General features: G+C 65.1%; 12 protein-coding genes. 5 read left to right on the top strand and 7 right to left on the bottom strand.

What is annotated here, in order from left to right; all coding sequences use genetic code 11:
- Window positions 1-51 precede the first annotated feature (51 nt).
- Both BANT918_RS05175 and BANT918_RS05170 read left to right on the top strand, forming a co-directional pair.
- Entirely contained in the window at window positions 52-1,620 is a 1,569-nt protein-coding gene (locus BANT918_RS05175) for a GMC family oxidoreductase (RefSeq protein WP_101619262.1), read from the top strand.
- Between the two features lie 128 nt (window positions 1,621-1,748).
- Window positions 1,749-2,984: a threonine/serine ThrE exporter family protein gene (locus BANT918_RS05170; RefSeq protein WP_101619261.1), complete on the top strand. Its 1,236-nt coding sequence runs from the start codon at window positions 1,749-1,751 to the stop codon at window positions 2,982-2,984.
- Between the two features lie 81 nt (window positions 2,985-3,065).
- On the opposite strand, the gene BANT918_RS05165 is transcribed toward BANT918_RS05170, so the two are convergent.
- Window positions 3,066-4,016, bottom strand: a complete 951-nt coding sequence (locus tag BANT918_RS05165; RefSeq protein ID WP_101619260.1) for an aldo/keto reductase — start codon at window positions 4,014-4,016, stop codon at window positions 3,066-3,068.
- Between the two features lie 140 nt (window positions 4,017-4,156).
- Complete coding sequence (locus BANT918_RS05160) at window positions 4,157-5,002, bottom strand: DNA-formamidopyrimidine glycosylase family protein (protein WP_101619259.1); 846 nt, start codon at window positions 5,000-5,002, stop codon at window positions 4,157-4,159.
- 135 nt (window positions 5,003-5,137) lie between these two features.
- Here BANT918_RS05160 and BANT918_RS05155 point away from each other — a divergent pair, with 135 nt between their 5' ends.
- Complete coding sequence (locus tag BANT918_RS05155; RefSeq protein ID WP_101619258.1) at window positions 5,138-7,084, top strand: aconitate hydratase; 1,947 nt, start codon at window positions 5,138-5,140, stop codon at window positions 7,082-7,084.
- Window positions 7,085-7,096: 12 nt separating this feature from the next.
- Here the strand turns inward: BANT918_RS05155 and BANT918_RS05150 are convergent, their stop codons facing one another.
- From BANT918_RS05150 to BANT918_RS05130, 5 genes are all read right to left on the bottom strand, one after another.
- Complete coding sequence (locus tag BANT918_RS05150; RefSeq protein WP_101619257.1) at window positions 7,097-7,930, bottom strand: FadR/GntR family transcriptional regulator; 834 nt, start codon at window positions 7,928-7,930, stop codon at window positions 7,097-7,099.
- 41 nt (window positions 7,931-7,971) lie between these two features.
- A complete protein-coding gene (locus tag BANT918_RS05145) occupies window positions 7,972-8,775 on the bottom strand; it encodes a 3-oxoacyl-ACP reductase (protein WP_101619256.1) in 804 nt (267 codons plus the stop codon).
- A gap of 74 nt (window positions 8,776-8,849) precedes the next feature.
- A complete protein-coding gene (locus BANT918_RS05140; protein WP_101619255.1) occupies window positions 8,850-10,202 on the bottom strand; it encodes an aldehyde dehydrogenase family protein in 1,353 nt (450 codons plus the stop codon).
- The gene (locus BANT918_RS05135; RefSeq protein ID WP_101619254.1) at window positions 10,199-11,005 is read right to left on the bottom strand and encodes a gamma-glutamyl-gamma-aminobutyrate hydrolase family protein; all 807 of its coding nucleotides are present in this window, start codon (window positions 11,003-11,005) and stop codon (window positions 10,199-10,201) included. Before BANT918_RS05135 ends, BANT918_RS05140 begins: the two co-directional genes overlap by 4 nt.
- Entirely contained in the window at window positions 10,986-12,350 is a 1,365-nt protein-coding gene (locus BANT918_RS05130; protein WP_101619253.1) for a glutamine synthetase family protein, read from the bottom strand. The genes BANT918_RS05135 and BANT918_RS05130 overlap by 20 nt, the downstream gene beginning before the upstream one ends.
- 505 nt (window positions 12,351-12,855) lie before the next feature.
- Here BANT918_RS05130 and BANT918_RS05125 point away from each other — a divergent pair.
- Window positions 12,856-13,680: an amino acid permease gene (locus BANT918_RS05125; protein ID WP_233430361.1), complete on the top strand. Its 825-nt coding sequence runs from the start codon at window positions 12,856-12,858 to the stop codon at window positions 13,678-13,680.
- The gene (locus BANT918_RS05120; protein WP_101619252.1) at window positions 13,658-14,044 is read left to right on the top strand and encodes a transposase; all 387 of its coding nucleotides are present in this window, start codon (window positions 13,658-13,660) and stop codon (window positions 14,042-14,044) included. The genes BANT918_RS05125 and BANT918_RS05120 overlap by 23 nt, the downstream gene beginning before the upstream one ends.
- Window positions 14,045-14,056 lie beyond the last annotated feature (12 nt).

The raw sequence follows: 14,056 nt of genomic DNA, 5'->3' as shown, positions 1-14,056 counted from the left end.
TCCCACCCCGCCCCATTACCGCACAGTGAGGCAGGTCACTAGTCTGGCGTCATGAATGCCACCGAACTTCCCACCGAACACTTCGACTATGTGGTCGTCGGAGCCGGATCCTCCGGGTGCGTCATCGCTCGCCGGCTCATCGACGCAGGCAAGAAAGTGTGCCTCATCGAGGCCGGTGGGGACGAGACGAACCCGAACATCGACCACCTGAACACCTTGGGTCTGCTGTGGCATTCGGCCCAGGACTGGGACTATTACACGACCCCGCAGCCGGGTGCGATGAATCGGAAGATCCACCTGCCGCGCGGCAAAGTCCTGGGCGGCTCCAATGCCCTCAACGCCGTCATCTGGGTCCGTGGCGACGCCTGGGACTACGAGCAGTGGGTTCAATCAGGCTGCCCCGGCTGGTCCTGGGACGAGGTTCTGCCCGTGTTCAAAGCCATCGAGACCTATGACGGTGAGATCACGGACAGCCGCGGCACCGACGGCCCCATGGATGTGCGCATCGGCTACGAGCGCAACCCCATCCAGGAAGACATGGTCACAGCCGGTGAGCAGACCGGCCTGACCTACAACCCGGACTACAACTCCGGCAGCGTCGAAGGCATCTCCCGGATCCAACTCAACGTCCGCGACGGCAAACGGCTGAACACGTGGCGGGCATACCTCAAGCCCCGCCTCGGCGATGGGAATCTCACGATCCTGACCTCGACACATGCTCGACGTCTCCTCATCGATGACAAGCAGGTCACGGGCGTCGAGGTCGACTTCCGCGGACGGGTGGGGACACTGTCGGCCCACGAAATCATCCTCACATCTGGGGCACTGGCTTCACCGGAACTGCTCATGCGCAGCGGGATCGGCCCCGCCGACGAGCTGTGCGAGGTCGACATCGAGCCCGTCCACAACCTGCCCGGCGTGGGCAAGAACCTGCAGGATCACTGGCTGTCCCCGGTCATCTTCACCACCGAATCCCAGCCGGTGCCGATGGGTGAGGTCGCCCCCGCCGAGGTGCATCTGTTTGCGAAATCCGATCCGGACCTTCCGGTGCCCGACACCCAGCCCCTGTTCTTCTCGGTACCGATGTATGCCCAGGATTCCGCACCGAATGTGCAGTCGGGACCGGACAACGGCTTCACCCTGCAGGGCGGTCTCGTCCGACCGGCCAGTCGCGGCGAGGTCACGCTGAGTGGACCGAACCCGCAGGACCCGAGCCTGGTCAACCCGAACGTCCTGTCCGAACAGGTCGATGTCGACGCCCTCGTGGCCTCGGTCAGGCAGTGCCGTGAGATCGGACGCGCGAAGGCGTTGTCCCACTGGCAGCCCACCGAGATCTTTCCCGGTCCCGAGGTGAGCGACGACGAGCTCGAAGACTATGTGCGCGGCTCGGTCGTGACCTACCACCACCAGGTCGGCACGTGCCGGATGGGACAGGACGAGACATCCGTCGTCGACCCGTCCACGTTCAAGGTCCACGGGTTGGAAGGTCTGCGCATCGCCGACGCCTCGATCATGCCGCAGATACCCACCGGCAACACCAACGCCCCGACGATCATGATCGCCGAGCGCGCAGCCGCCGCCCTCGTCGGTTCCCCACTCGAGGGAATCACCGCCCCCTGACTTACCCAACTGCTACCTGACGGCGGCCCAGCTACCTGGCGCCAGGTTGCTGGGCCGCCGTCAGGTAGCAGTTGAGGGCTGGTAGTCTTCGATTTTGTCGGCCGGCCTGCGAGCGAGAGGGTGTGTGAGTGAACGAGGACACCGATTCACCTGTGGCCACGCAGCAGCTGCTGGTCACCATCGGGGCCGGGCTCCTCGCGAGCGGGATCTCCTCCGTCGACGTCGAGGACGCTCTGTCTGGTCTCGCACGCACCCTGGGCATCAGCAGACTCCGTGTCGCTGCTCTTCCCCGTGGCCTGTTCCTCACCTCCGGTTCCGGAGATTCCACAAAGTTCGAACGCATCGGCCCTGACCTGCGATTCGATCAGACGGCGAAGCTGCTCGACATCGTTGACGCCCTGCGCGCCCGCAGGCTTACGGTCAACGCAGCCACACGGATGATCGAATCCAAGGTCCACGCTGCACCGCCGCGCTGGCCCGGTTGGCTCTCCCGACTCGGCGCCGTCCCCATCGGCATCGGGCTGTGCCTGCTGCTCGAACCCGGACTGGTCAATCTGGCCTTCGCAGCTTTCGGCTCACTCATCGTCGCCGGCATCCTCGCTCTCAACGGCCGCTGGCCCAATCTCAATCCGTTGCTGCCGGTGAGTTCGGCATTCATCGTCTCCGTCATCGTGCTCATCGGCTACCGACTCGACTGGCTGGAGAGTCCCCTGCGCACGATCATCGCAACTCTCGCGCTGCTTCTGCCGGGCAGTGCCGTGGTCACCGGTCTGACAGAGATCTCAGCCGGAGCACTCTCGGCTGGCAGTTCACGGCTCGTCTCGGCCACAGTGCAGCTGGCGATGTTCATCGCGGGAGTCGCCGGTGCGGCAGCGATCACCGGCACCGGAGCTCAGGCCCTGCGGAACTCTCAGCTCGCCGATTCGACCTGGCAGCTCTCCGCCCTCGGCGTCCTTGCCGCCACCATCGGCCTCATCATCTACCTCTACACCCCACTCGAACACACCGTGCCGATCGTTCTCACAATCGCAGCGGCCGCACTGGCGCAGCTGGGCGTCGGAGCCGAGTTCGGGGCGGCAGCGGGCGGTCTCGCCGGGGCGCTGACCGCCTCACTCGTGGCCGTCATCCTCTCCCGCCTGCCGCGTGGACCGATCTGGCGCATCAGCTTCGTTCCGGCATTCCTCGTCGTCGCACCCGGTTCGTTCGGCCTGCTCAACGCCTCGCAGCTCGAGTTCGGCGAGGGCAGCGGGGTTGCGGGCAGTCTGCTCGCGGCGGGCGCGACGTTCTTCTCCATCGCCATCGGCACAGTCATCGGTGCCGCGATCGCCCATTCCGTCGAACCGCGGGACGAGATCGTCGCCTGACACACTCCTGGTCGGCAGGGTCGGATCATCGTCGGTCGGCCGGGACAACCGTCTGGCGGCACCGGCCGGGACCGCTTCTGTTCAGGCGAAGGGCTCCGAAGCCTGATCGAGGCGCACGATTTCCTCGGGACTGAGTTCGAGATCCGGGGCCGCCATGAGGGCATCGAGTTGTTCCGGCGCGCGCGCCGAGACGATCGGGGCGCTCACGCCCTTGGCCAGCAGCCAGGCGAGCGCGACCGTGGCCGGTGCCGCGTCGTGGGCTTCGGCGACCGCGACCAGCTCATCGACGACCTTGAGGCCCTCGGCGTTGAAGTACCCCTTGACCATGCCGCCTCGGCTCGCGCCCTCCAGATCGGCCTCGGTGCGATATTTGCCGGTGAGGAATCCGGCAGCCAGGCTGAAGTAGGTGAAGACGCCGAGGTGGTGCTCCTGCGCCAACGGCTGAAGCTCGACCTCGTAGTCGCGGCGGCTGACGAGACTGTACTGGGGCTGGATCGCCACGGGCTCGGCGAGGTTCTCCCGCTTGGCCACGGCCAGCCATTCGGCGAGCCTGTCATTCGAATAGTTGGACACGGCGACGTACCGGGCCTTACCGGCGCTCACGATCTCGTCGAAGACTCGGGCCACCTCGGCGATGGGGGTCACCTCATCATCACGGTGGGCGTAGTAGACGTCGACGTGATCGGTCTGGAGACGTTCGAGGGAAGCGTCGATGGCGGTGCGGATATATTCGGGATCCTGCGTCGTGTGGTCGGGATGGTCGCCGACCTTCGTGGCGATGACGACCTGGTCGCGGATGTCGCGGGCGGCGAGCCACGTGCCGATGATGGTCTCGGACTCATGGCCGGTGTTGCCCGGCACCCACGCCGGGTAGGACTCGGCGGTGTCGAGGAAGTTGCCTCCTGCGGCGACGAAGGCGTCGAGAACGGCATGAGATCTGGCTTCGTCAGCGGTCCAGCCGAAGGTGTTCGTGCCCAGGTTGATGGGGAAGATGGTCAGGTCGGTGCCGGGGATGTGTACCTGCTGCGTCATGATGCTCCTGTGTCTGGGCGGCCTGAGAATTTCGGACGGCGGTTCACGCGGTGGTTGGCACGTGCTCGCCTGCCTGGTGCAACGACGAGCCCGGCAGGAAAATTTCGAGCATCGGTGAGGTCAGCTCTTCGAGCACCCGACTATTTGAGCAGCCTGTCCATTCTGCGGTCGCTCAGCTTCTTCTCACCTGTCTGGCAACCGGGGCAGTACTGCAGGGACTTGTCAGCATAGGAGACCTCCGCGATGGTCGAACCGCACACCAGGCAGTTCTCGCCAGCCCGGCCGTGGACCTGCAGTCCGCGTTTCTTCGCCGCCTTGACCTTCGCCGGGGGCAGATCGATGAGGGAGTCTCGGGCCTGGCCGAGGACCTTGCGCATCGTCTCCAGCAGTGCAGGAGCATCGACACCGCTGGCCGGGGCGAAGGGGGAGAGCTTGGCCGCATGGAGGATCTCGTCGGAGTAGGCATTGCCGATGCCGGCGATGAGCTCCTGATCCTCGAGCACGGTCTTGATCCGTGAGGTCGAGTCAGCGAGTGCCGCCGCGAACTGGTCCTCCTCGATGGTCAGCGCATCGGGTCCGGCGTTGCCGATGGCGGGCACCTCGGTGCGGTCGCTGACGAGGGACACCGAAGCGTTCTTCTTCGTTCCCGCTTCGCTCAGGTCGAAGCCGGCACCGGAGGCCAGGTGGATGCGCAGGCCCAGCGGCCCCTTGCCCATCTTGACGGGACCGGCGGGTACGTCCTCATGCCAGACCAGCCAGCCAGCGCGGGCGAAACGGCAGACCAGGTCAAGTCCGTCGAACTCGACGATGAGGGCCTTGCCGACCCGGGAGAGCCCGCTGATCTCCAACCCGCTGACCGCCTCCAACGGCGGATCGGCCGACTTGAGGATGCTCAGTTCGCCGACGTCGGTCCGGGTGATGAAGTCACCGACGACTTTCGAGCGCAGGAACGAAACAAGTGCGTCGACCTCGGGCAATTCCGGCATGAGCCCAGTATGCGCCCCCGCGCGCGAAGAGGCACCACACCGCTCTTGTGAGTTCCCTGCACGAGAGCTAACGTGGACAGACCACGTGAGAGCGTGCACCACCAGCAATTCGACCACTTCCTAAGGAGGGTGACAATGGCTGAGAACGTCGCTCAGAAGCTCATCGGCTCACATCTGGAATCCGGGACGCTTGAGCCCGGAAATGAGATCGGGGTCCGCATCGATCAGACGCTGACTCAGGACGCGACGGGAACGCTGGTGATGCTCGAGCTCGAGGCGCTGGGCATCGACCGGATCCGCACGGAGACCTCTGTCCAGTACGTCGATCACAACCTTCTGCAGACCGATGAGAAGAACCCGGAAGACCACATGTTCCTGCGCTCTGCCGCGCAGCGATTCGGCCTCTGGTTCTCCCCCGCAGGCAACGGCGTCTCCCACCCGGTCCACCAGTCGCGGTTCGGCAAACCGGGTGCCACCCTCATCGGCTCCGACTCCCACACCTGCGCGGCCGGCGCCTTGGGAATGCTGGCCATCGGCGTCGGCGGTCTCGAAATCGCGATGTCCATGGTCGGCGAACCCCTCTACATCAGCGCACCCCAGGTCATGGGCGTCGAGCTCACCGGCACGCTGCCGCCGTGGGTCTCGGCCAAGGACGTCATCCTCGAGATGCTGCGCCGTCACGGCGTCAAGGGCGGGGTCGGAAAGATCATCGAATACCACGGCGAAGGCCTCAAGAACCTCACCGCCATGGACCGGCACGTGATCGCGAACATGGGCGCCGAGCTCGGAGCCACGGCCACGGTATTCCCCGCTGACGACGCGGTCCGGGACTTCCTCGAAGCCAGCGACCGGGGCGAGGACTTCACCCGAATCGAAGCCGACGCAGGCGCGCAGTACGACCTCCACGACTCCATCGACCTCTCCCAGCTCGAACCACTCATCGCCGCTCCCTCATCGCCGGGCAATGTCCGCACCGTGCGCGAAGCCGCTGGTGAGGATGTCTTCCAGGTCGTCATCGGCTCCTCGGCGAACCCTGGCCTGCGCGACTTCGCCGTCGTCGCCGAGACGCTTGAAGGTCGGCACATCCACGAGCAGATCTCACTCGACGTCAACCCGACATCGCGGGAGATCCTCGCCGACCTCATCGGCGGCGGCTGGCTGACCTCACTGGTGGCATCTGGTGCCCGGATCCACCAGTCGGGCTGCATGGGCTGCATCGGTATGGGACAGGCACCGGCCGTGGGCCGCAACAGTCTGCGCACCATGCCGCGGAACTTCCCCGGGCGTTCGGGCACCGACGAGGACGCCGTGTGGCTGTGCTCGCCGGAGACCGCCGTGGCCGCAGCGCTGACGGGCAAGATCACCGACCCGCGTGACCTGGGCATCGACTACCCGCAGGTCAAACTGCCGGAGAAGTTCTCAGCCAATCGGTCGATGCTGGTTCCGCCGCTGCCGCTTCAGGAGGCGCGCGAAGTGGAGCTGGTCAAGGGCTCGAACATCTCGACCCTGCCCGAGTTCGATCCCCTGCCGGGCGACATCGATCTCGAGATCATGCTCAAGGTCGGCGACAATGTGTCCACCGACGAGATCATGCCCGCCGGCTCTCGCGTCCTGCCCTACCGGAGCAACATTCCCAAGATCTCCGAATTCGTCTACATCCAGGTCGACGACACCTACGCCACACGAGCCGTCGAACACGAGGGCGGACACGCGATCGTCGGCGGTGAGAACTACGGCCAAGGTTCATCCCGTGAGCACGCCGTGATCGCACCCCGCTACCTGGGGCTGCGGGTCGTCGTCGCGAAGTCGCTGGCCCGCATCCACTGGCAGAACCTCGCGAACTTCGGCGTTCTGGCGCTCGAGTTCAGCGATGAGAGCGACTACGAGAATCTGTCCCAAGGTGATGTCCTCGAGTTCCGGGGCCTGCGCGACGAGCTGGCTGAGGGGAAGACAGTGAGCGCGAAGGTGGGCGGACGAACCTTCGAATTCCGTCACACGCTCGCCCCTCGGCAGGTCGAGATGGTCCTCGCCGGCGGTCGCATCGCCCAGCGCGCCCAGCAGGAAGCCGCAGACAAGAGCTGAGGCCGCACGTTCTCAGGGCTCAGCGAGGAAGCCCCTGAGCAGCGAGGCGGTGCCGTCGAGGTGCTCGGCCATCGCCGTTCGCGCACCGAGGGGGTCACCGACGAGGATCGCGGTGTGGATCCGCTGATGCTGCTCATGGGAATGGGCCAGGTTGGGCTCGATCATCGGGATCCGCTCAAGCAGCTTGTTCGCCCGAGTCCGGCTCTCGACCATCGAACGCACCAGGCTCGGTGAGCCTGTCATCTGGGCCCAGGTCAGGTGCAGTTGGGAGTCCAGGCGCCTGTACTCGGCCATGCTCGACTGTCTGCTCGTCTCCATCGCCGCCACCAGCTGGCCGCGTTGGGCAGCGGTGAGATCCTGGCCGGCTGCCACCTCGGCGACGCCCATCTCGATGACGCGTCGCCAGGTCAGGGTGTCCTCGACTTCGACGACGGAGAACCCGGCGTCGTCTGCCGCGGGACTTCCCCACCCACCACCGGAAGCTGCGCCTTGGACTGCACCGGTTGCGGGAGTTCGCGAGACGAACGTTCCTCCGCCCCGACCTCGGCGGACGTTGACCCAGCCGGCGGTCTGCAGCTCGGAGATCGCCTCGCGCAGGGTCGCACGGGAGACGCCGAGCTGTTCGGCGAGCTCACGTTCGGGTGGGAAACGCTGTCCAGGCGGGATGATCCCGAGTCGCACGATCTGGAGCAGACACTCGATCGTCTCCTCGAAGATGTTGCCTGAGCGTGCCGGAGCGATCGCCCGCAGCGCTGTGACCTGGGCTTGCGGTGTCTGCGATACGTTGTCCCCCAGCGCCTTGGCCACGTTGCGCCGTGGCTCGTCAGCTCCACCGGACACGCTCATGTCGGCGCCCCTGCCCTACTTCGTCTCATGCGTTCACGATCTCATAGCGGAGTCGTGTAGGCGTTGGTCAGTCCCCCGTCGACGGTGAACGACTGGGCGGTGACGAACGAGGCATCATCGCTGGCCAGGAAGGCCACAGCCGCAGCCATCTCGTCAGGCTCACCGAAGCGCCCCATCGGCACATGCACCAAACGCCGGGCGGCCATCTCAGGGTCATTGGCGAACAGCTCTCGGAGCAGCTCGGTGTTCACCGGTCCGGGGCACAGGGCGTTGACGCGGATGCCTTCCTTCGCGAACTCCACACCGAGTTCCCGCGACATGGCCAGCACCCCGCCCTTCGACGCGGTGTAGGAGATCTGCGAGCTGGCCGATCCCATCAGTGCCACGAACGAAGCAGTGTTGATGATTGAGCCGCGCCCCTGCCTGCGCATCTGCTTCAGAGCCGCCTTCGAGCACAGGTACACCGAGGTCAGATTGATGTCCTGGACCGCGCGCCACACATCGAGACCGGTCTCCGTGATCGAGGCGTCCGCCGGCGGGGAGACTCCCGCGTTGTTGAAGGCGACATCCACACTGCCGAAGGTGTCGAAGGCCGTTTGGAACAGGTTCTCCACCTGGTCCGCATCGGTGACGTCGGTGGACACGAAGAGGCCTCCCACCGCCTTCGCAGCGGCTTCGCCAGAGTCTGCGTTGGTGTCGGCGATGACGACGTTGGCCCCTTCAGAGGCGAGGCGCTTCGCGGTTGCCAGACCGATGCCGCTGGCCCCTCCGGTGACGACGGCGGTCCGCCCCGGGAGACGCCGGCAGATGATTCGGGCGGAGTCCCTGGCTGCTGTCTCGTTCATATTCTGTCCTTTGCCCAGTGGTGGTGAGAGTCGAATCGGCCGGAGCGCCAAAGCTTCGGCGCCCTGTCTTACGGTCAGTCCGTGGCGATGAAGAGGTTCTTCGTCTCCGTGAACGAGTCCATCGCGTGAGGGCCGAGTTCGCGGCCGATGCCGGAGCGTTTGAACCCACCGAACGGGGTCGAATAGCGCACCGCGGAATGGGAGTTCAGCGACAACGCCCCCGAGTCGACCCCGCGAGCAACCCGCAGTCCCCGGCCGACGTCGCGGGTCCAGATCGATCCTGACAGGCCGTAGGGCGAGTCGTTGGCCATGGTGATCGCCTCCGCTTCGTCGCTGAAGCGCTGCACGGTCACGACGGGCCCGAACACCTCGTCGGTGACGATGCGATCACGCGGCGTTTTCGGGAGCACGACAGTCGGCGCCATCCAGTAGCCAGCACCACTGGGGGCACTGCCGGTGAACGCGATGTCGACGCCCTCGAGGAATCCGGCCACGCTCTCGCGGTGGCCGCGCGAGATGAGCGGGCCCATCTCTGCCTCCTCGAGGCTGGGGTCGGTGACGACAACTCCGGACACCGCAGGTTCGAGAAGTTCCATGAAGCGCTCGAAGACAGAGTCGTGGACGAGGATGCGCGAGCGCGCGCAGCAGTCCTGGCCGGCATTGTCGAAGACTCCATAGGGCGCGGTGGCCGCGGCGAGCTCAAGGTCCGCGTCACCGAAGACGATGTTCGCGGACTTTCCGCCCAGCTCCAGCGTCGTCCGCTTCATCGTCTTGGCCGCATCGGCCATGATCGTCTCGCCCACCGCGGTGGATCCGGTGAACACGATCTTCGCGACCCGTGGGTCCTCGGTGAAGGTCTGGCCGACGACGGATCCCTTGCCGGGGATGACGTGGAAGACATCGGCGGGAATCCCCGCCTGCAGAGCCAGTTCGCCGAGGCGGATCGCCGTCAGCGGGGTCAGCTCGGCGGGTTTGAGGACCACCGTGTTGCCCGCGGCGAGCGCGGGTGCGAAACCCCATCCGGCGATCGGCATGGGAAAGTTCCACGGCACGATGATTCCGACGACCCCGAGCGGTTCGTTGAACGTGATGTTCACTCCCCCTGCCACGGGAATCTGATCGCCGAGGTGGCGCTCGACTCCACCGGCGAAGTAGTTGAGGACGTCGCGGACGTTTCCGGCCTCGCCCCGGGCGTTGGAGATCGTGTGTCCGGCCTCGGCGACCTCGAGCGCGGCGAGGTTCTCACTATCCTCGTCGACGGCGCGGGCGAAGGCGCGCAGCAGTTCCGCGCGTTCGGCCGGGTCCGTTGCCCGCCACCGGCCGAAGGCATCTGCCGCCCGGCCGATCGCGTCCTTCGTCGATTCGGCACTGTGGGCATCGACTGAGGTGATGAGTGCCTCGGTCGCAGGGTTGATCACTTCGGTCATCGGTGGGCCTCCGTTGGTGTCTGCAGTGTCGTGGTCGTCGTTGTCTTCACGCGGCAGGCGGCAGCCTCGACGAGGCCGGTGAACAGGCGCAGATCCTCAAGGGTCTCCTCCGGGTGCCATTGCACCGCGAGCATCGAACCGTCTGGAGTCTCGAGGGCCTCGATGCAGCCGTCGTCGGAGCGTGCGCTCACGATCAGTCCAGCGCCGAGGTCGTCGATGGCCTGGTGATGGTGGCACCTGACCGTGGCCTCGGTTCCGATCAGGCCGGCCACGGCGGTATCAGGTGTCGTCGCCACCTCCACCTCGGCGAATTCGTCCTTCTTCTCAGCCTCGTGGGCACCGTAGCCATCGAGGTCGGGCAGGTGCTGATGCAGGGTTCCACCGTGGACGGTGTTGACGATCTGGGCGCCGCGGCAGATCGCGAACACCGGCACGTTCGCGGTGCGGGCGTGCCGGTACAGGGTGGTCTCGAAGGAATCGCGACGCACGTTGGGAACCTGGGTGCGGGGGTGGGCCCGCGCTTCGTAGAGTCCGGGGTCGACGTCGTCGCCGCCGGTGAGGATGAGGCCGTCGAGTTCGGCCACCTCGCTCAGAGCCCAGGGACCTTCAGGGGGCAGGAGGACGGCGCGGCCGCCGGCTCGGGTCACGGCGGTGACGTAGACGCTGGGCAGGAACGCCGCGTCCCGGTCCCAGACTCCGAACTGGCCGCGGCCATAATAGGTGGGCAGTCCGATGAGCGGGCGGCGCGTCGGCGGGTCGAGGTCCGCTCGTACCGGGGTCGGGTCAGAGTCGCTCGAAGCCACGCCGGACCTCCCAATCGGTGACTGCGGCGTCGAAAGCCGCCATCTCGACTTCACCGGCGTGGGTGTAGTGGTTCACGACCTCGTCGCCGAAGGCATGGCGGGCGATATCGGAGGATTCGAAGGCGGCGACAGCGTCGTGGAGGCGGCGCGGAATGCTCGGCGCGTCCTGGGTGTAGGCGTTGCCGGCGAGGGCTTCGGGCAGTTCGAGTTCGTTCTCGATTCCGTGGATTCCGGCTGCGATGAGGGCTGCGCTCGCAAGGTAGGGGTTGGCGTCTGCGCCGGGAACGCGCTGTTCGAAGCGCAGCGCCGGCCCGTGACCGACGATGCGCACGGCACAGGTTCGGTTGTCCCATCCCCAGCCCACCGCGGTGGGGGCGAAGGAGCCGTCGGCGAAGCGTTTGTAGGAATTGATGTTCGGGGCATAAAGGTAGGTGAAGTCGTGCTGGGTGGCAACGACACCGGCGACGAAGTGCTTCATCGTCTCTGACATCTGCGTGCCGTGGCCGGTAGGGAAGACCGGGGTGCCTGCGGAGTCGCACAGGCTCATGTGGATGTGGCAGGAGCTGCCTTCGCGGTCGTTGGGTTTGGCCATGAAGGTCACCGACTTGCCCTCTTGGTCTGCGATCTCCTTCGCACCGAGCTTGTAGACGACGTGGTTGTCGCAGGTGGCGAGCATGTCGGTGTAGTGGAAGCCGACCTCAAGCTGACCGAGGTTGCATTCGCCCTTCGCGCTTTCGGTGTAGAGTCCGGCGCCGTCCATCTCGTTGCGCAGTCTGCGCAGATAGCCTTCGACCTGGCCGGTGCCGAAGAGGGAGTAGTCGATGTTGTAGGTGCTGGCGGCTTGAAGGTTGCGGTAGTCGCCTGCCATCGCCTCGCGGTAGCCGGTGTTGTAGAGGGCGAATTCGAGTTCTGTGGCACCGATGGGGCTATAGCCCAGTTTCTCGAGTCGCTCCAGTTGGGCCTTGAGGACCTGTCGTGGGGAGACGCTCAGCGGTGAGCCGTCGACGAAGGCCAGATCGCATTGAACCATCACAGTCGCCGGGTGCCAGGGGATGCGGCGCAGGGTCGAATAGTCGGGGACGAACATGAGGTCGCCGTAGCCGCGTTCCCAGGAGGTGAGTTCGTACCCGTCGATGGTGTTCATCTCGACGTCGGTGGCCATCATGTAGTTGCAGCCTTCGGTGCCGCTGTCCAACACTTCGTCGAGGAAGAAGCGGCCCGTGATCCTCTTGCCTTGGAGTCGGCCCTGTATGTCCGTGGCGGCGACGAGCACCGTGTCGACACGGCCGGCGGCGATGTCTGCCTGCAGCTGCTCCAGGGTCATATCTGATGAAGTCACGTTCATGATTCCTCTTCTCGGTAGCCCAACTCGACGATGTGTTCGCATCCTTGCGACGGGCTGCATCCCTGCGGTGGTCACGCATCGTTGCGGGGGTGGTGCTGTGCGGCAGTAGCGGCTTGCGACGGTTCAGGAAGACTCTCTCAAATAAGGTATGCCACCGAACCATTTACGCGCAATAGCTGGGCCAAAATTGTCGACGATCTCGCCCTGATGCCTGCACAAATACCTATTGACAAACCATTTGCACGGTGACAAGCTCAACGTCAGAACAGAGTTGTGAACTGCATCACGCACTATTTTCGTGACTTCCGCACCCATTCCACAATCGCGTTCCAGACGGACGTGCACGCGGTATCTGTGCCTGGTCAACGGCCGGATTCCGTTGATGACGATCGGTCAGCGACGACCGATCCGGATCCTCAGGCGGGGCCGTTCCGGTTCGGCCCGACGATCCGAGCCGGCCAGCCAGCCAGCGGAAGCAATCATTTCGAGAAGAACGGTGTTCTCCATGAGCAATGAATCCTCTCCACCCAACGATCCGGCATCCGAGCCGACGCCGCACGATGGCACAGGCGATCCCGACGCTGCGGCCCCGGCACTCAGCGCTGACGAGGCCGGTCTTGCCGAACTCGGGTACAAGCAGGAGCTCAAGCGCGGCATGTCGGGCTTCGGCAACTTCGCGGTCTCCTTCTCCATCATCTCGATCCTCGCCGGCTGCATCACCTCCTACAGCATTGCGCTCGGATCGGGCGGCCCGGCCGCGATCACGATCGGCTGGCCGCTGGTCGGCATCTTCGTCCTCTGCGTGGCACTGGCCATGGCTGAAGTCTGTTCAAAGTACCCGACGGCGGGTGGGCTGTACTTCTGGGCCGGCCGCCTGGCTAAACGCAACAAGCGGCATTGGGCCTGGTACGTGGGATGGTTCAACTTCCTCGGCGAGGTGGCCGTGACTGCAGCCATCGACTTCGGCGCGGCGACAACCATGATGGCCTTCGCGGCACTGACCTTCGGAGTCGTGCCCACGGCCCTCAACACGTTCCTCCTGTTCCTCGTCATCATCACCTTGCATGGTCTGCTCAACACCTTCGGCGTCAACCTGGTCAATCTGCTCTCCGGCGTCTCCGCCTGGTGGCACATCGTCGGTGTGCTCGTCATCGTCGCCGCCCTGTGGATCATGCCCACGAAGCATCAGTCGTTCAGCTGGACCATGACGGCCTGGCACAACGAAACCGGGTTCACGTTCATGCCGTTCGTCTTGAATCGCTCCGGGGATAATAGAGGCAGGGAGATTGGAAGAAGGAGATTCTCTCATGCCAGTGAAATACACCGATGAGCTCAAAGCTCGTGCCGTCGAGCTCGTCATGCATGCCCAGGCCGATCCTGAGACCGCGAGCGGGGCAATCACCCGCGTCGCGAACGAACTCGGCCTGAGCAAGGAGACCCTGCGAGTTTGGGTGCGCAAGCACAAGGACTCCGGCAGAGCCACGCCGACGGAGTCGGTCGACCTTGAGGCCGAAAACCGTCGACTGCGCGCCGAGTTGACCGAAGCGAAACGGGCAAACGAGATACTTCGCCGGGCGTCCTTAGATTCAAATCGTCAAGGCAACACCTCTGGTTTTCGGGTGGTGAGGTCGTGCTGGGCCTCGAGCGGTGTTCGGAAGCTCAAACACTTTCGGGGTCGGGTGTTGAGCTCATGAGCAATGACGTCG

The organism is Brevibacterium antiquum CNRZ 918, assembly GCF_900169145.1.
GTDB classification, from domain to species: Bacteria; Actinomycetota; Actinomycetes; order Actinomycetales; family Brevibacteriaceae; genus Brevibacterium; species Brevibacterium koreense.
Note: the sequence above shows the minus strand (reverse complement) of the source record. Positions and strands in the feature narration are given on the sequence as shown.